This is a genomic window from Pseudomonas putida (assembly GCF_028682175.1).
GTDB classification, from domain to species: Bacteria; Pseudomonadota; Gammaproteobacteria; order Pseudomonadales; family Pseudomonadaceae; genus Aquipseudomonas; species Aquipseudomonas putida_AD.
Genome location: NZ_JANHKS010000040.1, coordinates 17,056 through 36,009, shown reverse-complemented (window position 1 = coordinate 36,009; position 18,954 = coordinate 17,056). Strand labels below are relative to the sequence as shown.

Sequence of the window (18,954 nt, the reverse complement as noted above, 5' to 3'; positions counted from 1 at the left end):
TAACCCACAGTTTATTCGGGGACCCCGACATGGAATTGGTTGTTAAGAGCGTCAGTGCAGAAACCTTGAAAACCGCCACCCTGGTGGTCGCCGTCGGCGAAGGCCGCGCGTTGAGCGAAGCTGCACAAAGCGTCGACACCCTGAGCGGCGGCGCGATCAGCGCGGTGCTCAAGCGCGGCGACCTGGCCGGCAAGGTCGGCCAGAGCCTGTTGCTGCACAGCCTGCCAAACCTCAAGGCCGAGCGCGTGCTGCTGGTCGGCACTGGCAAGGATGCCGAGCTGAGCGACCGCCAGTTCCGCAAGATCGTCAGTGGCGCGCTGAACACCCTGAAAAGCCTGGGTGGCACCGACGCGGCATTCGTGCTGGATCAACTGAGCGTCAAGAACCGCGACATCTACGGCAAGAACCGCCTGCTGGTGGAAACCCTGGCCGATGGCGAATACGTGTTCGATCGTTACAAGAGCCAGAAAGCCGACCCGCGCGCCCTGAAGAAAGTCACCCTGCTGACCGCCAAGGCCAACGTCGCTGACGTCGAGCGCGCCGCCAAGCACGCGCAAGCCATCGCTGCCGGCATGGCCGTGACCCGCGATCTGGGCAACATGCCGCCAAACATCTGCCACCCGACCTACCTGGGCGAACAGGCCAAGGCACTGGGCAAGGCCACCAAGGGCCTGAAAGTCGAAGTGTTCGACGAGAAGAAAATCGAAGAACTGGGCATGGGCTCCTTCCTCGCCGTTGGCCAGGGCAGCGCCCAGCCGCCGCGCCTGATCGTGATGCAATACTCCAACGGCAAGAAGAGCGACAAGCCTTTCGTGCTGGTCGGCAAGGGCATCACCTTCGACACCGGCGGCATCAGCCTCAAGCCGGGCGCAGGCATGGACGAAATGAAATTCGACATGTGCGGCGCCGCCAGCGTGTTCGGCACCCTGAATGCCGTGCTGCAACTGCAACTGCCGATCAACCTGGTGTGCATCATCGCTGCGGCTGAGAACATGCCGAGCGGCAACGCGACTCGCCCGGGCGACATCGTCAAGACCATGAGCGGCCAGACCGTCGAAATCCTCAACACCGACGCAGAAGGTCGTCTGGTGCTGTGTGACGCCCTGACCTACGCCGAACGCTTCAAGCCACAGGCGGTGATCGACATCGCGACCCTGACCGGCGCCTGCGTGGTTGCCCTGGGCGGCCATACTTCGGGCCTGCTGGGCAACAGCGACGCGCTGATCAACCAGGTGCTCGAAGCGGGCAAGCGCGCTGACGACCGCGCCTGGCAACTGCCGCTGTTCGACGAATACCAGGAGCAACTGGACAGCCCGTTCGCCGACATCGCCAACATCGGCGGCCCGAAAGGCGGCACCATCACGGCGGCCTGCTTCCTCTCGCGCTTCACCAAGGCCTACGAGTGGGCGCACCTGGACATCGCCGGTACCGCATGGCTGAGCGGCGGCAAGGACAAGGGCGCCACTGGCCGTCCGGTTCCGCTGCTGACCCAGTACCTGATCGACCGCGCCGGCGTCTGACCCCGCTGCACAATGTGCCGACGCCCTGCGGGGCGTTGGCGCATGCTCTGGAAGAATCATGACCCAAGTCGATTTCTACATCCTGCCCAGCGCCGATCCACTCGCGCGCCTGGACTTCGCCTGCAAGCTCACCGACAAGGCCTGGCGCCTTGGGCACCGGGTCTACCTGCATTGCAGCGACGCAGCCCAACGTGAAGAGCTGGACGCCCGCCTGTGGCGTTTCAAGGGCGAAACCTTCGTGCCCCACGGCGCCATCGAGGATGACCAGGACGCCCCCGTGGCGCTGGGCATCGGCACCGATCCGGGCACCCATCAGGATCTGCTGGTCAATCTGGACCTGCGTATCCCCGATTTTTTCAAACGCTTCGCTCGCATCGCCGAGATCGTCGTGGAGGAGCCGTCCATCCGGCTGGCCGCGCGGGAGAGTTTCCGCTTCTACCGCGAACAGGGCTATCCTCTGCAAGATCACCGACTGCAGCGTCTTTGAGCACACAATGGATAATTCAAAACCCCTTAAAGATCCCGCCCACCTGCTGGACGACCTCGAGTCGATCCGCCAGTTGCTCGGCGACGAATCCATGCAACCGCCACTGCTGACCGACACGCTGAACAGCGAAGGCCAGATCCCGCTGCTGTTCGACGTGGTCAGCGGCCAGGTGATTGCGGCGGATGACGCAGACATCCCGACGCTTGTAGCCGAGCCGCCAGCGGCCCCGGAGCCTGTCGCTGCGCCGCCTGCGCCTCAGGCCTCGCCAGACCCTGCTGCGCAAGCGACCGGTCCGAACCCGGATGACCTGCTGCACCTGGACAGCGAACTGCGCGCCGCCGCGCAGTTGATCATGCAAGACGTGATCGACGACTTCGCCCCGCACATCGAAAACGAAATCAAACGCCGCCTCGACGCACGGATGGAGCGGTTGCTCTCGCAGTACAACAATTGAACCTGTAGGAGCGCGCTTGCCCGCGACGGCGCCCTCGAAATTGCCGACGCCGGCAAGCCGGACTGCTACGGATCGTGGGGCTCATGCGTACGTCGGCAACCTGCAATCCGTAGCAGCACGGCTTGCCGGCGGGGGCGTCCTCAAGATCGACCCGCGGGCAAGCCCGGCTGCTACGGATCATGGGGCTCATGGGTACGTCGGCAACCTGCAATCCGTAGGAGCGCGCTTGCCCGCGATTGCGGTATGTCAGGCGCCGGATGGATCGGCAGGCAGACCGCCGTCGCGGGCAAGCGCGCTCCTACAAGTCCGACACATGCCACTCAGACGCTTGAATCTTCTCGCTTGTAGCTTGCAGCTGCCGTGAAAAGCTATACTTCCCGGCTTTTCCGACTCAAAGCAGATCAGGTTCCCGCCGCGCATGGACAAGACCTACCAGCCGCACGCCATCGAAACTTCCTGGTACCAGACCTGGGAGTCCGAGAATTATTTCGCTCCGCAAGGCGCGGGCGACTCGTACACCATCATGATTCCGCCGCCGAACGTCACCGGCAGCCTGCACATGGGCCACGGTTTCAACAACGCGATCATGGACGCCCTGATCCGTTTCCGCCGCATGCAGGGTCGCAACACCCTGTGGCAGCCGGGTACCGACCACGCCGGTATCGCCACCCAGATGCTGGTCGAGCGTCAGCTCGAAGCACAAGGCCAGAACCGTCATGATCTGGGTCGCGAGAAATTCCTCGAAAAAGTCTGGGAGTGGAAGGATCAGTCCGGTGGCAACATCAGCCGTCAGATCCGCCGCCTGGGCTCGTCGGTGGACTGGAGCCGTGAGCGCTTCACCATGGACGACGGCCTGTCCGAGGCTGTCAAAGAAGCGTTCGTGCGCCTGCACGAAGATGGCCTGATCTATCGCGGCAAGCGCCTGGTCAACTGGGACACCAAGCTGCACACGGCCATTTCCGACCTCGAAGTGGAAAACCACGACGAGAAAGGCAGCCTGTGGAACCTGCGCTACCCGCTGGCAGACGGCGCGAAAACCGCTGAAGGCCAGGACTACCTGATCGTCGCCACCACCCGTCCGGAAACCATGCTCGGTGACGCCGCCGTTGCCGTGAACCCGAACGATGAGCGCTACAAGGCCCTGATCGGCAAGTTCGTCGAGCTGCCGCTGGTAGGCCGTCGCATTCCGATCATCGCTGACGACTACTGCGACCCTGAATTCGGCACCGGCTGCGTGAAGATCACCCCGGCCCACGATTTCAACGACTACGAAGTCGGCAAGCGCCACAACCTGCCGTTGCTGAACATCTTCGACAAGAACGCCAACGTGCTGCCTGCCGCCCAGGTATTCAACCTCGACGGCACGCTGAACGAATCCATCGACGGCACCCTGCCTGCGCAATACGCAGGTCTGGACCGCTTCGAAGCGCGCAAGCAGATCGTCGCAGCCTTCGACGCCGCAGGCCTCTTGGTCAGCGTCGACGACCACGCCCTGAAAGTGCCGAAAGGCGACCGTTCCGGCACCATCATCGAGCCGTGGCTGACCGACCAGTGGTACGTCTCCACCAAGCCGCTGGCCGAGCCTGCGATCGCTGCCGTCGAAGATGGCCGTATCGCTTTCGTCCCGAAACAATACGAAAACATGTACTTCTCCTGGATGCGCGACATCCAGGACTGGTGCATCAGCCGCCAACTCTGGTGGGGCCACCGCATTCCGGCCTGGTACGACGAGTCGGGCAAGGTCTACGTCGGCCGCGACGAAGCCGAAGTGCGTGCCAAGCACAACCTCGGCCCGGACGTTGCGCTGCAGCAGGACAACGACGTTCTGGATACCTGGTTCAGTTCCGGCCTGTGGACCTTCTCCACCCTGGGCTGGCCCGAGCAGACCGAATTCCTGAAAACCTTCCACCCGACCGACGTGCTGGTGACCGGTTTCGACATCATTTTCTTCTGGGTCGCCCGGATGATCATGCTCACCATGCATTTGGTGAAGAATGAAGACGGCACCCCGCAGATCCCGTTCAAGACCGTCTACGTGCACGGCCTGGTTCGCGACGGGCAGGGCCAGAAGATGTCCAAGTCCAAGGGCAACGTCCTGGATCCGCTGGACATCGTCGACGGTATCGAGCTCGAAGCCCTGGTGCAGAAACGCACCAGCGGCATGATGCAGCCGCAACTGGCCAAGAAGATCGAGAAGCAGACTCGCACCGAGTTCGCCGACGGCATCGCCAGCTACGGCACCGACGCCCTGCGCTTCACCTTCTGCTCGCTGGCGTCCACCGGTCGCGACATCAAGTTCGACATGGGCCGCGTCGAAGGCTATCGCAACTTCTGCAACAAGATCTGGAACGCTGCGCGCTACGTGCTGGACAAGGGCGAAGACTGCGGCCAGAACGGCGAGGCCTTCGAGCTGTCGCTGCCGGATCGCTGGATCATCTCGCAGCTGCAACGCACCGAAGCCGAAGTGACCCGCCAACTGGATCAGTTCCGTTTCGACCTCGCCGCCCAAGCGCTGTACGAGTTCATCTGGAACCAGTACTGCGACTGGTACCTGGAGCTCTCCAAGCCGGTGCTGTGGGACGAGAACGCGCCGATCGAACGTCAGCGCGGCACCCGCCGTACCCTGGTTCGCGTGCTGGAAGTGGCGCTGCGCCTGGCGCATCCGTTCATGCCGTTCATCACCGAAGAAATCTGGCAGCGCCTGGCGCCGCTGGCAGGTGCCGAAGGCAAGACCATCATGCTGCAACCCTGGCCTGTGGCCAACGAGGAGCGCATCGACGCGGCTGCCGAAGGCGACATCGAATGGCTCAAGGGCCTGATGCTGGGCGTGCGCAACATTCGTGGCGAAATGAACATCGGCCCGGGCAAGCCGCTGCAACTGTTCCTCAAGAACGCCAGTGCCGAAGACCAGCGTCGCCTGAACGAAAACGAGCACCTGCTGAAAAAGCTGGCCAAGCTCGAATCGTTCACCGTGCTGGCTGCAGGCGCCGAAGCGCCGCTGTCCGCGACCGCGCTGGTGGGCGAGATGGAAGTGCTGGTGCCGATGGCCGGCCTGATCGACAAGGGCGCCGAACTTGCGCGTCTGGACAAGGAAATCCAGCGCCTGCAAGGCGAAGTGCAACGTGTGGGCGGCAAGCTGTCCAACGCATCCTTCGTCGACAAGGCGCCGCCTGAAGTCATCGCCAAGGAACGCGCCAAGCTGACCGAAGCCGAACAGGCACTGGGCAAGCTGGCCGAGCAGCACGCGCGGATCGCCAGTTTGTAACAACCGAATCAGCCAGCCTCGTCACGGGGCTGGCTGGCTCACACAAGCCCTGTAGGAGTGAGCTTGCTCGCGATAGCAGTGTGTCAGGCGACACATTCGTCACAGACAGACTGCTATCGCGAGCAAGCTCACTCCTACAGGGTTTTGTGTTTTAACCGGAACAACAATCGCCATGACCAAACCCGAGCAGCCAAAACCCCCGCGCAAAAAGCCCAAGCCGGCCACAGCAGCCAAGCCCGCCGCCCCACGGGAAAAGGCCAGCCTGCACCCGCGCAATCGTCATCAGGGCCACTACGACTTCCCCAAGCTCATCAAAGGCTGCCCGGAACTGGGCCAGTTCGTGATCACCAACCCCTACGGCAAGGAAAGCATCGACTTCGCCAACCCTGCCGCCGTACGGGTATTCAACCGGGCCTTGCTGAAATCGTTCTACGGCATCGCCCACTGGGACATCCCGGCCGACTACCTGTGCCCACCGGTGCCTGGCCGCGCCGACTACGTGCATTTTCTCGCCGACGTGCTGGCTGAGCGCAACGACGGCGTGATCCCCCGTGGCGCCGCCATCAAGGCGCTGGATATCGGCACCGGCGCCAACTGCATCTACCCGCTGATCGGGCACAGCGACTACGGCTGGCACTTCCTGGGCTCGGACATTGACAAGACCGCCCTCGCCTCGGCCACCACCATCGTCAAGGCCAACAACCTGGGCAAGGCGATCAGCCTGCGCCAGCAAGACAACCGCAAGCTCATCCTCGGCGGGCTGTTGCAGCCTGAGGAGCGCTTTGACATCAGCCTGTGCAACCCGCCCTTCCACGCCTCGGCCGACGAAGCCCTGCGTGGCAGCCAGCGCAAATGGCGGGCGCTGGGCAAGGCCGATCCCAAGCGCAAGCTGCCGGTGCTGAATTTCGGCGGCCAGGCGGCGGAATTGTGGTGCGAAGGTGGCGAGGCGCGGTTCGTGACGCAACTGATCAGCGAGAGTGCGCAGATACCTCATCAGGTGCTGTGGTTCAGCACACTGGTCTCCAAGGCGTCCAACCTGCCCTTGATCCAGAGCGCACTGAAGAAAGCCGGGGCACTGGAAAGCCAAGTGGTGGAGATGTCACAGGGCCAGAAGCAAAGCCGCTTCGTCGCCTGGACCTTTCATGACCCGGCGCAGCAGGCAGCGTGGCGCGCAGAGCGCTGGGGGAACCGATAACCCGCTAGCCGATGGCTGTTCTGTGGGAGCGAGCTTGCTCGCGAAGAGGCCTGTACAGTCAATACACATCTTCGCCCTGACTTCCGCCTTCGCGAGCAAGCTCGCTCCCACAGAAGCCCTGCGACCCAGAAACTACAGGCACAAAAAAACCGTGTCCGGATCACTCCGCCACACGGTTTCTCAACAAGTCGCGTGTTCGCTTACTTGTTGACTGCGTCGGTCAGCACTTTGGCTGGAACGAACTTGACGACTTTCTTGGCAGCGATTTCGATCGCAGCGCCAGTCGATGGGTTACGGCCAGTGCGAGCTGGACGCTCGGTGATTTTCAGCTTGCCGATGCCTGGCAGAGTGATTTCACTACCGTTTTCCAGTTGGTCAGCGACGATTTGGCCCAATTGGTCCAGAGCATTGCGCGCGGTGGTTTTAGGCGCGTCGATAGCTTCTGCGATATCGGCGATCAATTGGTCTTTAGTCAGAGCCATGGTGGTGTTCCTTCCCTATCAATTCATATGGTTTGCAGAGTGTGTACAGACGCGAAATGTAGATGCTGAAATCGGCCTTTGGTTCGGCCGAACGCCCACAAACTGCATGCTTGGCGCGCTTCGGTGCGCAAGACCGGGCAAAACTAGCACAGAGACGGACAAATATCCGCACCTGACTAGCCATTTGGTCAGGTTTATCGCAGCTATGGTTCAAAAATAGACAAAAGTCCCGGATTACAGGCCCAAAACGGCTCGCGCCACCCCGTGTCCGTTACGCGCCTGGCCTGTACGCCCCAGATGAGCACTGTCATTTGTGACAGTAGACGATGATCCGACGTTGGGCCTTAAATGCAGAGGCGTCCCCCCCAACCCCGGAGAGCTCATATCATGACCAAGGACTGGTTTCTCCCCCTCGCCGGTGCATCGGCGCTGGTGCTGACCTTCGCTTTCACCAGCCCCGCTATCGCTGGCCTACCCGAAGAGTCGCTGCCCGACCATGCCCCGCTTCTGCTTTCGCAGATCTTCATACCCTTACCCGGCCTTGCCAGGCCCCCGGCGCCGGCGCCAGCTCCGGCCAAACCAGAGCCGTCCAAGACTCAGTTGCAGAAGCCGGCAACGGTACTGGCAGACGTGAACAAGAATTACACCAAGACCGCCAACAACTGTACCCAGGCAGGCTCGGCGGTGGCGCGCGGCCTCTATTATTGCAGCGGCGTATTAGTGCGCACGGTGGACGACGGCAACTTTGCACCCTGGTCCTATAGCCCAACCGCCGTACAGATCGGCGCGACCTCCTATGCATGGCTACGCAGCGACACTGGCATCACGCAGATCTACCACCCGGCCGGTTTCATTCTGCGCAACCGCACGGACGCCATGAGCCGCAACCTGCCAGGCCTGGAAACGGGCTTTATCTGCATCTATCCGTTCGACTCTTCCACCAGCCCCGGCAATGGCATGAAAGGTTGTGGTCTCAAGCCTCGGGCATTGACCGACCTGCAGGGCAACAACAACGCCAAGTACGCTTACGGCTCCTGCGAAGGGATCGGGGTGCAGACCGCGGCGCAATGGAACGCCGACTTCAACAAGCAGGGCCAGGTGACGAGTAAGCAGTGCTCATGGAATGTCGAAGATCCGGTCGGCTGGCGGGCGTCGATCAGCGCACACTCGACCTACCCAAACCGGAGAACGCTGTGGAATGAACTGCTGCTCAGCAACTACAACAATGGCAACAGCATGCCGCAGTACATCTCGGCCTTCTTCTACGATGTCAAGAGAGCCGGTGGGCTCGCCGCGGCCAGGAACTTCCAGAAGAAAATGAATGCGGCCGGCTACAACGTCCCCATCCTGCGGCTGGACTTCACCGCAGCCGCCGCCAACCGCTTCTCCTACGTAGTGGCCGATCAGGCAGTGGTGCAATAAGCAGTGGGGCAGGGCCATCGGCGCAGCCTGGGCGCGATCATCCATCGACGCAGTTGCGTTACACTGGGTGTCTTTGCGCAAGGCGGCCCGATGGCCCCTGCCCCTCTTCGACGCACCGAGAAGCCCCATGCCGATCCGTCACTGCATTGTCCACCTGATCGAAAAGAAACCCGACGGTACGCCCGCAGTCCTCCACGCTCGAGACTCCGAACTCGCCGAGTCCCAGGCCATCGAGAACATGCTGGCCGACCTCAACGAGAACTACAACGCCAAGCAGGGCAAGGCCTGGGGCCTGTTCCACCCGGAATCGGGCGCGCACCCGTTCAGCGGCTGGCTGAAGGAATACCTGGACGACGGCAAGGACTTCACCGCCTTCAGCCGAGTGGCCGTCGAGCACCTGCAAAAGCTGATGGAAGAATCGAACCTGTCGGTCGGCGGCCACGTGCTGTTCGCTCACTATCAGCAAGGCATGACCGAGTACCTGGCCATCGCCCTGCTGCACCACAGCGAAGGCGTGGCAGTGAACGAGTCGCTGGACGTCACCCCGTCCCGGCATCTGGACCTGGGCCAATTGCACCTGGCCGCGCGGATCAACATCTCCGAGTGGCAGAACAACAAGGCCTCCAAGCAGTACATCTCGTTCATCAAGGGCAAGAACGGAAAAAAGGTATCGGAATATTTCCGCGACTTCATTGGCTGCCAGGAAGGTGTCGACGGCCCCGGCGAAACCCGCACTTTGCTCAAGGCGTTCAGCGACTTCGTCGAGAGCGAAGACCTGCCTGAAGAATCGACCCGCGAGAAAACCAAGGCCCTGGTCGATTACGCCAGCAGCCAGAGCAAGATGGGCGAGCCCATCGCGCTGGAAGAACTCTCCGGCCTGATCGACGAAGACCGCCCCCGCGCCTTCTACGAACACATTCGCAACAAGGACTACGGCCTGTCGCCGGAAATCCCCGCGGATAAGCGCACCCTCAACCAGTTCCGCCGCTTCACCGGGCGCGCCGAAGGCCTGTCGATCAGCTTCGAAGCGCATTTGCTGGGCGACAAGATCGAATACGACGAAGAAAAAGGCACCCTCATCATCAAGGGCCTGCCGACCCAGCTCACCGACCAGCTCAAGAGGCGCTGACTTCGATGCTCGTGCGCACCCTCAAGAAGTTCGTGCTGATCCTGCTGGTGGTCGTGGTCTACCAGAACTGGGGCAAGATCGAAAACTTCGTCCACCCCGACCCTACCGTGTCGGCGCAGGTCCAGAGCAATGCCAAGGTCACCCTGTACGCCACCGACTGGTGCGGCTACTGCAAACAGACCCGACGCTTCCTCGACAGCAAGGGCATTCCCTACACCGAGTACGACATCGAGAAGTCCAAGGAAGGCCGGAAGGCGTACGAGGCGCTGGGTGGTCGCGGAATCCCTTTGATCGACGTGAATGGCACGTTGATCAGAGGGTTTTCTCCGGAAGAGATACTGGCGGCGTTGAAGTAGCGGATCTGTTTGGCGGTCAAGGATACTGGCCCGCTGCCTGATCGGTTTGCTGGAACTGGAAGCGTTGGGCGGGGGGTGAGGAGAAGCTCAGGCGCAGGATAAAAACGCGCTTGCCCGTAGCCGCCATCTTTATCTGAGGCCTTTGTGCAATCCCGAGCCAATGGATTTGAGCACGTCATAAACTGCCGCAATCTAACTCAGCCTAACCTAAAACCTAACTTCGTTAGACGATTTCGCGATAGTGATAATGGCGATTTACGGCAGGCGCACAACTTGTGCTTATCGGAATCAATATTGTTTCGCGATAAACTCAATTTCGATTCGCTATATGAGTCTTGATCTAATGCAGACAATTGCCAATGCATTCGGCGAGTTACAACACCTTCCACTAAAACTCCAACTACTATTCGTTCTCTGACAGGCAGCATCCGGACTTTGACAAAGTGAGGCGTCTTCTCCTATATGAAGCGAGATGCACCCGCTAATGGAGATAACCGCCATGAAGGCAGCCCGGTACCTCGCCCCGCTATTTTTGCTGCTGGTCGCTTGCTCATCACCACAAACAGTGACGCCCTACGCACAACTGCAAAAACCTGCCGTCGTTCTGGCCGAAGTACTCAACAACTACAATGAAACCACCACCAATTGCCGAGAATACGGAAGCAACAAACCACGCGGCCACTATTACTGCAGTGGCGTGCTGGTAAGAGCGGTTGATGACGGTAACTTCAATCCCTGGATGTACAGCCCGACCGCCATTGCAATTGGGGCCTCGTCGTACTCTTGGATGAGGAAAGATGTCAGCCAGACTCAACTTTACCATCCCGCAGGCTTTATTCTTCGCAATCGCATCGACGCGATTTCCCACAACCTGCCAGGACTGGAGTCAGGATGGATCTGCCTTTACCCCTACGACGCAGGCACGTCCACCGCCAACGGACATCGAGGCTGTGGTTACAGAGGGAGAAATAATGAGAAAGTCTCGGAACCGCTCCCTGACGATGACAACTCTCAATATGCATGGGGCTCTTGCGAACCACTTGGTATCCTTACAGCCACACAATGGGACAACCATTTCGCAAGCGTGGGGTATCAACGCCCCCGACAATGTTCCTGGAATGTCGACAGCCAACATGGCTGGAACAACATGATTGCCTCGCGGGACGATTTCCCCCAATTCAGGAACATCTGGAACGAACTGCTGTTGACGAACTACGGCGACGGTTCGCAAATGCCCAAATACATCGCCGCCTTCTTTTACGACGTCAACAAGGCAGGCGGCCTGATCGCCGCCCAGCACTTTCAGGATAAGATGAATAAAGCGGGCTACAACGTCCCGATCCTGAGGATCAATTTTACCGTCACGCCCGGCCAGCGATTCAGCTACGTCGCCGGCGATCAGGTTGTCCCGCAATAGAAACAACCTGATCGGAGGCTCCGCTCAAGCGGTCTTTATCTGAAACCCATAGCGCGGGAAATGTGCATGCACGATACCCGCGCGCTCATCCTCGCGGCGCAGAATGATTTCTTCGCGCCCGGTGAATACCAATGCGCCTTGCACTGCATCAACCCCGTAATCCACCGCTGACACACTCACCTGCTGCCCTACTTCGAAACCGTTAGGGTCAACGAAGGCTTCTTCCGGTAAAGCTGTAGGCTCGGCCTTGCGCGCGATCTCCACTGCATCGGCCGAACTCAGTTCGCTGGCCGCGCCATGGCCAAAACCCAGCACGCGCTGATACCAGGCCAGCACGGCCGGGTAATCGTCCACCAGCGGCGCGGTGACGGGCGTCTGCTTCAGGAACCACAGGGTGTGGGCCACCGAGAAGTCGGCAATGGATGGCACGCCCAACAGGAAATCGCCGTTGCGCTCCAGTTGGGTTTCAAGACGGCTCATCAGCGTCGGCCATTGGTGCTGGGCCAATTCCAGCGGCACACGGGTCGCATTGCCACCATCGAACAGGGTCGCGCGATCAGCCACGAACGCCTTCACCGCTTCCGGCGGCACCTTGGCGAAGCGCACGGCCAACGAAGCGGGCTGGAATACCAGGCTGACGGCGTGCAGGAACAGCACCGAATCAGCCCAGTTGGCCAGGCTCGCCGAGGTGAACTCCTGGCCTTCGGGGTAGAAGGTGGGCGAGGTTTTCTCGGCTTCAAGACGGCGGGCAATCAACGCCGTGTCGCAATAGATGTCCGCGCCTACTTGCAGTACCGGCGTCTTGCGATAGCCACCGGTGAGGGCGGTGACATCGGGTTTGGGCATGATTGACGGGATGATGACCGAACGCCACGACAGGCCCTTGAAGCCCAGCATCAGGCGCGCCTTCTCGGAGAACAGCGACGTTGGATAGTGATGCAGGATCAGCTCACTCATGTTTCGACCTCGGGGGCGAATGCATTGAATCCGGGAATGACGAACTTACATCGCTCCCCGGCCACGGTACTCAGACAGCGGTCCAAGTTGAGCGTTGCCAGCGATAACCACAAGTGACGAACAGGCCAAGTTCAGAGACGGTAGAAACATCGTTTTTTCGTACGGGGCTTAAAGCAAGCTGATTTCGAATACGTGGGAGATCGTCTGGCTTTTCCCATCCCAGGCATACCGAACATGCTTGCCCTGAACCGGGACCGAGACCGCTGGGGGTCGAAACGCCGCGACACACTCATGCCCTTCCAGGCGTACACTGCGGTAGAGCAGCCCCCACGATCCCTCATCTCGCAGCGCTTTGGCGAAGGCTTGCGGGACGCCGTAGCGAGCAGGATCAGGCTCATGCAGTTCGGGGTAATCTGCGCGTACGTCGTGGACAGGCTTGACGACCTGATTGACGTAAGTTCGCAATGTCAGCTCGATGTCCGGCTCGTTGGTGGCTGCCAGGAAGCGTTGCTGGTGAAAGCGCGTTTCTGCGATGGCAGCCGCCTGGCTGTTCGCCGCGTAATAGATGCCGTAAGTCCCGTCGGTAAAGCGGCTCGCCTTGCCAATGTGAGTGAACGCCGCCATCACAGGGGTCGATCCCGGGCCCGAGACACGATCCTCGACTGCGACCCTGCGCAGAGAGCCGCACTGGTCCAGCAGACGATCATTGGTCATCGCTTCCAGGGCGTAAGCCATTTCGAGGTCGGCAGGGTTCAGCACATCCTCGAACAGCGTGATCGGAGGAAAGGCGCTGTTGATCATCCGGAACGCAGCCTCCCACGCCGGTATCACGGTGTGCGGTTGCTTCATCAGCCGCGCACTCCATCCAGGTATCGACGCACGTCTGCGATGTCCACCACCCGCCCGGCCAGCATGTATTGCAAGGCAGACTGACCGTTGAACGGCGCCGCCGCGTTGGGTTTGGCGACCCACTCGTAAGCGCGCTCCAACTGGTTGCTGAAAATGATGCTCAGCGCCTTGTGAATACCCATCAGATAGGAAATACGTTCAAGCGTGTCGTGGGGCAGACGGATGTCAGGCGCGCGTCTGTATTTGTAGAAGGTGGTGTTGCTCACGGCGCCCAGCAGCGTCCGTTGCTCATCGACCGAGCAGCCCCAATGCGCCATGAGGTTGAAGAAAAACGTCAGCGCCACGCGTCCGGCTTCGGGTGTGTCAACGCCAACGCTGTCGTCGCGAGTGATCGCCAAGGCCGTCATGAATCGCGCTCCTGTTCATCGAATCTGATAAACAGACTAGTACAGATGCGAACGAAATCAAACAGGTAATTCACATGCGAAATATCTGACAAAGCGCTTAAACGTTGTCCTACTCGCGCTCGTCAGCCAGCCTACGGAGCCGTAAGCCTTTTACCCAGACGCTACAGGACGAAGCTCGCAACAAGCGTTTCCTTGGCACTCTTGCGCAATTTCTTGATCAGCCGCTCCTGGCGCAGGGCCTCGCCCTTGTCGCGACAGGCTTCGACATAGACTAGCGCCACGGCGGGGCTTGAGAAAAAGAATCGCGCGCCTTTGCCGCTCTGATGCTTGGCAAAGCGCTTGTGCGGGTCGTCGCTGATACCGCAGTACAGCGAGCCGTTGGCCGCCCGCACCAGGTACACGAACCACGGTTTGGGCACGGCGGTCTCTGGGGCGGGGTCGAGGGCGACAGCGGGATCGGTCATGGGCAACAGGTAGCAGAAAACGCAGGAGCCGCGATTCTAACAGAGCCTCAGCGCCCCGCCTGATACGCCTTCAAGCCCTTCTGCGCCTGGGCACGGATGGCGTTCTGCACCATGGGCGTCCAGCCCAGCAGCGCGCCCTTGGCACCCAGGGCCTGACGGGACCAGCGCCACAGGTCGAAATGGTCGTGATGTTCGCTGATCTTGCCGTCGCGGAAGACGAATCGCGCCTGGATGTCGTTGACCACCGTGCGGCCGGTCTGGCTGAACAGGTAGGTCGCCACCCAGTGGGCGCCGCCGGAGCGTTCGTCGGCACGCACCTTGTCGAAACGAACGGAAAAGTCCCTGGCCCGTGAGGCCAGCATGCGCCACATGTCACCGGCCGCGCGGCCGCGCAGCTCACCGAACACCGGGTCGCTGAACAGCACATCGTCGGTGTAGCAGGCCGCCATGGCTTCAGCGTCGAGGCGATTGAACGCGTCGTAGAAGCGGTTGATCAGCTCGCTGTTGTGCTCGCTATGGTCGATATCGCTCATGGGCAGGGCATCCATGGAAGAAGATCCCTGCACGATAAGCGCCAATGCGCCGTTTGACCATGGACATTCGCAGGGCAAATACCCTGACTCAGATTTTTTCGCTGGTAACGTCCACATAGAGCGCGCGGCCTGCGCCCATGCCGGCCAGAATCGCGAAGACGCCGATGATGCCGAAAATCCAGCCGACCGAGCTCCAGTTGCCGGTCCAGTCGTGCACCAGTCCCACCGCAAGCGGCCCCAAAGACGCCAACGTATAGCCCACGCCCTGGGCCATGCTCGACAGGTTGGCGGCGACATGGGAATCACGGGAGCGCAGCACGATCAGGGTCAGCGCCAGGCTGAACGTACCGCCCTGCCCCAGCCCCAGCACCACGGCCCAGCCCCACAACTGATTGAGCGGGGCGTACAGGCAGCCAAACAGGCCGGCCAGGGTCAGCAGCATGACCGCCAGGATCGCCACGCGCTGGTCCTTGCCGCGGGTGGCGAACCAGGGAGCGGTGAGCGAGCTGACCAGCTGCAGCAAAATCGAGCCCGACAGCAGCAAGCCGGCTTCGGTCGGGGTCAGGCCGCGACCGATCAGGATCGAAGGCAACCAGCCGAATACGATGTAGGCCAGCGACGACTGTAGGCCCATGTAGAGAGTGACCTGGCGCGCCAGACGATCACGAAACAGCCCGCGCACGCGGTACGCCGCCTGATGCTGGCCGTGGCTCTGGCGGGTCTGCGGCCACCAGAAGATCGCCGCGAGAAGGGCCGGGACGATCCAGAAACCCAGGCCCATCGTCCAGCTATCGCCGTTCTCATCGCCAAAGACATGGCTCAACGGCACGGTCGACCCCGCCGCCACCGCCGCCCCCAGGCACAGCGCCATGGTGTACACGCCGGTCATGGTGCCAGCCTGTCTGGCGAAGTCGCGCTTGACGATTCCGGGCAGCAACACGCCGATGATGCCGATGCTCGCACCGGCCATGATGCTGCCGGCGAACAGCCCGACCTCACCGAGCGAACTGCGCAGGATGATCCCGCAGGTCAGCGTCAGCAGAATCCCGAGCACCACACGCTCACTGCCGAAACGCCGCGCCAGGATCGGCGCCAGCGGCGCGAAAAGCCCCAGGCACAATACGGGCAAGGTAGTCAGCAAGCCGGCCTTGGCCGCCGACAGTCCCAGGCTTTTCGACACTTCGCTGAGCAACGGCGCCATGCTCGACAGCGCCGGACGCAGGTTCAGCGCCACCAGCACCAGCCCCAACAGCAGAAACCACGGGCGCTTGAGCACCGGGCGATGCTGCTGGACTTGCTCGTCATCCGCCTCCGCGTCGATCAGCAACTCGTCGATTTCATGATGTTTTCGGGAAGGGGATAGCGTGTCGCTCGCCGCAGGCGCCTTGGTCGTCATGGGATTCTCGTGGGGGCAGGATGTGTAACTGCGCAGAGCGCAAAGACGTAATCCTGTTGGAGAATGGCAAAGAACACAAGTTTCACGGGGATTGGGTACAAACGAACCCAACCCCTGTAGGAGCGCGCTTGCCCGCGACCGCGGTGTGTCAGATACCTACATACTGCCTGACACACCGCAGTCGCGGGCAAGCGCGCTCCTACAGGGTGGCGGGCACAAACAAAAAACCCGGGCACAAGGCCCGGGTTCTTTGCCACAACCGCTGTTAACTCAATGCAGAATCTGACTGAGGAACAGCTTGGTACGATCACTCTGCGGGTTGTCGAAGAAGTCGTTCGGCGCGGCCTGTTCGACGATTTCGCCTTTGTCCATGAAGATCACGCGGTTGGGTGGAAAATTACCTCAATACAGCAAACATTGGGGCCACGAAATGAACGATGAGCGTTAGTAATGGATTCCCGGAAATCGATTCAAACGGTTTACGTATAAGCCAACATTTGAGCACTACAACTATCTGTTCCCGCTCAAGGTTATATGCATCGATGCCAATCGTAATAGGTAATGAATCGTGGCGCGGAAATATCCTTTTACATCTGTTGATTTTCGCAAGTGCTCTCAGAGTGCTAAAACCATTACACCTGCACAGGCAGGGATATCTGAGAAACCAAAAAGGGAATGAATATGAAATCCGCTATTGATCTGTTTAAAACTGATGTGACCGGCCTCACCACGAAAGGTATTTGCCTCTGGTAATCAGAAAAAAGAGGGCGGTAGATCCCGCCCTCCTCTATTCGCCGTGGATGAAAGAACCGAATACAAGAGCTGCAATAACAATGGACGATTTCGGCAGCCATACAATTTTAGACATCGTCGGCGCAAACGCCAGCCAGCTAAAAAACTCACATGCACTTCATCGATTTTTTTTTGAAGTTCTTGAACGCTCAAACTTTAATGTAATTGACTACTTGATGCATAAATTTGCGATGGAGGGTGAAGGCGTTACTGGGCTTTATTTGCTATCTGAATCGCACCTGGCCTACCACACCTACCCAGAAAACGGCTACATCAGCATAGACATCTACACCTGCGGTGCGAAAAAAATCTGGTTGAATGAAGAAATACAAAACTTCTTCGGCAGGGGAGTGTGTATAACGACGCGCACCCTAGTACGCGGGAGCAAAGTCTTTAATACTGGAGTTTAATCTGTGAAAATACTAAACAATGGCTTGATAAAATTCGACTATCAATTTCCACTGTACAACTTCTTCTTCCCCTCGCAGACACTCAATGCGTTTCGGCCCAACGACGCACAGTTATCGACCATCTTCGAAACCGCTAACAATAAAGCGAGCTCACGAGCATTATATTTTCACATTCCATTCTGCGAAGCCATTTGCTCGTTTTGTCCATTTACTCGAGGGCTGTATCGAAACAGCGAAGAGATCGATAGATACACCGAAGCGCTGATCAAAGAGATCGAATATAAGTCTCGCCTAATGGATTTACGAAAAATCCCAATTAGGGCTATCTTTTTTGGCGGGGGAACGCCCTCTCTACTATCTCCCCAAAATATTAACGATATCGGAGAAGCACTACATCGTTATTTCGACATGTCTCATATTGAAGAATTTTCATTCGAGTTTCACATTACAAGTGTTACGAAGGAACGTAATACAGCGTTAGCCGATATCGGCGTGACCCATGCCCGATTTGGGTTACAAACAGTAGACCCTGTTTGGAGAAAACTATTCAATCTCAATCAAGACATCACTGAGATAGAGCGAGCGGCTGAAAAGCTGGTTCCGTCATTTAAGCACGTCCTCTGCGACATCCTATATGGAATGAATGGAAGCAACGAAATACAAACGCTTACCGATATTGACAAAGCAGTGGAGCTTGGCGTTACGAACATCGACATTTACCCTATAAACAATGTTGTTACCTCACTAAAACTTCACAGGCAAATTAGAGAGCACACAAAAGAAATCTTCCCTGCAATGCGAAAGTTAAACATGAAGCTGATGATTGATGAGCACATGCGTCAGAAGGGCTATATCCCTTATAACGGCCATGGTTACGTCCGCCAGAATCAGATAAGCGAGAAACTGTTCGCCGCTGACTACTCCTTCATATACCACGAGCATGTGTATGGCTACGCCGATCACGACGTTTTAGGGTTTGGTGTCGGCGCAATTTCGTCCCTTGCTGAGAACGTGATCACCAACACCTCTCTGAGAGACAAATATGTGAATAGAATGGGATCTGCCAAATATGAGTGCAACGTCAGCCAACATGCGCCCGTCCTGGATTCAGTAAAGCCCATCGTACTTAGACTTCCCTACCACGGAAAAATAGAAAAAGATAGAATTGCGTTTAGCCAAATCCCAAATGGCCTGATAACAAAGCTGGAAGAAATTGTGAGAGCTGGCCTAGCTGACGAAACCGAGAGACACTACGAGCTAACTAAGCTAGGTTGGCTTTGGTACAGCAACATAATGTTTTACTTATGCCCTCAAAACGAGCAGAACTTTTTAAAACAGTTAGTCTTCGAGAAGCTTAGCGCCAACGGAAGAGACATTACAACCGAAGAAATTATCTATTCCAGCGTATAGACTTGGGTT

The 18,954-nt window shown here is 59.0% G+C and carries 18 protein-coding genes and 1 pseudogene; 11 read left to right on the top strand and 8 right to left on the bottom strand.

Annotation, left to right across the window (positions count from 1 at the left end; all coding sequences use genetic code 11):
* Positions 1 to 29: 29 nt before the first annotated feature.
* From NPS29_RS22265 to rlmF, 5 genes are all read left to right on the top strand, one after another.
* Complete coding sequence (locus NPS29_RS22265; RefSeq protein WP_274135136.1) at positions 30 to 1,520, top strand: leucyl aminopeptidase; 1,491 nt, start codon at positions 30 to 32, stop codon at positions 1,518 to 1,520.
* 58 nt (positions 1,521 to 1,578) lie between these two features.
* Positions 1,579 to 2,007, top strand: coding sequence for a DNA polymerase III subunit chi (locus NPS29_RS22260; protein ID WP_274135135.1), 429 nt, complete (start codon positions 1,579 to 1,581; stop codon positions 2,005 to 2,007).
* Positions 2,008 to 2,014: 7 nt separating this feature from the next.
* Positions 2,015 to 2,461: a DNA polymerase III subunit chi gene (locus NPS29_RS22255; protein WP_274135134.1), complete on the top strand. Its 447-nt coding sequence runs from the start codon at positions 2,015 to 2,017 to the stop codon at positions 2,459 to 2,461.
* Between the two features lie 418 nt (positions 2,462 to 2,879).
* A complete protein-coding gene (locus NPS29_RS22250) occupies positions 2,880 to 5,726 on the top strand; it encodes a valine--tRNA ligase (protein ID WP_274135133.1) in 2,847 nt (948 codons plus the stop codon).
* Positions 5,727 to 5,898: 172 nt separating this feature from the next.
* Positions 5,899 to 6,921 (top strand): 23S rRNA (adenine(1618)-N(6))-methyltransferase RlmF, encoded by a 1,023-nt coding sequence (gene rlmF, locus NPS29_RS22245; RefSeq protein WP_274135132.1) that lies wholly within the window; start codon positions 5,899 to 5,901, stop codon positions 6,919 to 6,921.
* A 200-nt stretch (positions 6,922 to 7,121) separates the two neighbouring features.
* On the opposite strand, the gene NPS29_RS22240 is transcribed toward rlmF, so the two are convergent.
* Positions 7,122 to 7,403, bottom strand: a complete 282-nt coding sequence (locus NPS29_RS22240; protein ID WP_274135131.1) for an HU family DNA-binding protein — start codon at positions 7,401 to 7,403, stop codon at positions 7,122 to 7,124.
* A 387-nt stretch (positions 7,404 to 7,790) separates the two neighbouring features.
* Here NPS29_RS22240 and NPS29_RS22235 point away from each other — a divergent pair, with 387 nt between their 5' ends.
* From NPS29_RS22235 to NPS29_RS22220, 4 genes are all read left to right on the top strand, one after another.
* Positions 7,791 to 8,825, top strand: coding sequence for a hypothetical protein (locus NPS29_RS22235; protein WP_274135130.1), 1,035 nt, complete (start codon positions 7,791 to 7,793; stop codon positions 8,823 to 8,825).
* A 127-nt stretch (positions 8,826 to 8,952) separates the two neighbouring features.
* The gene (yejK, locus tag NPS29_RS22230) at positions 8,953 to 9,954 is read left to right on the top strand and encodes a nucleoid-associated protein YejK (RefSeq protein ID WP_274135129.1); all 1,002 of its coding nucleotides are present in this window, start codon (positions 8,953 to 8,955) and stop codon (positions 9,952 to 9,954) included.
* 5 nt (positions 9,955 to 9,959) lie between these two features.
* The gene (locus NPS29_RS22225; RefSeq protein WP_274135128.1) at positions 9,960 to 10,310 is read left to right on the top strand and encodes a glutaredoxin family protein; all 351 of its coding nucleotides are present in this window, start codon (positions 9,960 to 9,962) and stop codon (positions 10,308 to 10,310) included.
* Between the two features lie 499 nt (positions 10,311 to 10,809).
* The gene (locus NPS29_RS22220) at positions 10,810 to 11,727 is read left to right on the top strand and encodes a hypothetical protein (RefSeq protein WP_274135127.1); all 918 of its coding nucleotides are present in this window, start codon (positions 10,810 to 10,812) and stop codon (positions 11,725 to 11,727) included.
* A 24-nt stretch (positions 11,728 to 11,751) separates the two neighbouring features.
* Here NPS29_RS22220 and NPS29_RS22215 read toward each other — a convergent pair whose 3' ends face one another.
* From NPS29_RS22215 to glnQ, 7 genes and pseudogenes are all read right to left on the bottom strand, one after another.
* Positions 11,752 to 12,684, bottom strand: a complete 933-nt coding sequence (locus NPS29_RS22215; protein WP_274135126.1) for a glutathione S-transferase family protein — start codon at positions 12,682 to 12,684, stop codon at positions 11,752 to 11,754.
* A gap of 168 nt (positions 12,685 to 12,852) precedes the next feature.
* The gene (locus NPS29_RS22210; protein WP_274135125.1) at positions 12,853 to 13,533 is read right to left on the bottom strand and encodes an RES family NAD+ phosphorylase; all 681 of its coding nucleotides are present in this window, start codon (positions 13,531 to 13,533) and stop codon (positions 12,853 to 12,855) included.
* Positions 13,533 to 13,940 (bottom strand): MbcA/ParS/Xre antitoxin family protein, encoded by a 408-nt coding sequence (locus NPS29_RS22205; protein WP_274135124.1) that lies wholly within the window; start codon positions 13,938 to 13,940, stop codon positions 13,533 to 13,535. The genes NPS29_RS22210 and NPS29_RS22205 overlap by 1 nt, the downstream gene beginning before the upstream one ends.
* A 161-nt stretch (positions 13,941 to 14,101) precedes the next feature.
* The gene (locus NPS29_RS22200) at positions 14,102 to 14,404 is read right to left on the bottom strand and encodes a GIY-YIG nuclease family protein (RefSeq protein ID WP_274135123.1); all 303 of its coding nucleotides are present in this window, start codon (positions 14,402 to 14,404) and stop codon (positions 14,102 to 14,104) included.
* A gap of 47 nt (positions 14,405 to 14,451) precedes the next feature.
* Positions 14,452 to 14,937: a nuclear transport factor 2 family protein gene (locus NPS29_RS22195; RefSeq protein WP_274135156.1), complete on the bottom strand. Its 486-nt coding sequence runs from the start codon at positions 14,935 to 14,937 to the stop codon at positions 14,452 to 14,454.
* Between the two features lie 88 nt (positions 14,938 to 15,025).
* A complete protein-coding gene (locus NPS29_RS22190) occupies positions 15,026 to 16,333 on the bottom strand; it encodes a CynX/NimT family MFS transporter (protein WP_274135122.1) in 1,308 nt (435 codons plus the stop codon).
* 270 nt (positions 16,334 to 16,603) lie between these two features.
* A pseudogene (gene glnQ / locus NPS29_RS22185) lies at positions 16,604 to 16,720 on the bottom strand (glutamine ABC transporter ATP-binding protein GlnQ); the annotation flags it as partial.
* Positions 16,721 to 17,073: 353 nt separating this feature from the next.
* Here glnQ and speD point away from each other — a divergent pair.
* The gene (gene speD, locus NPS29_RS22180; protein WP_274135121.1) at positions 17,074 to 17,535 is read left to right on the top strand and encodes an adenosylmethionine decarboxylase; all 462 of its coding nucleotides are present in this window, start codon (positions 17,074 to 17,076) and stop codon (positions 17,533 to 17,535) included.
* 3 nt (positions 17,536 to 17,538) lie between these two features.
* The gene (locus NPS29_RS22175) at positions 17,539 to 18,945 is read left to right on the top strand and encodes a coproporphyrinogen-III oxidase family protein (protein WP_274135120.1); all 1,407 of its coding nucleotides are present in this window, start codon (positions 17,539 to 17,541) and stop codon (positions 18,943 to 18,945) included.
* Positions 18,946 to 18,954 lie beyond the last annotated feature (9 nt).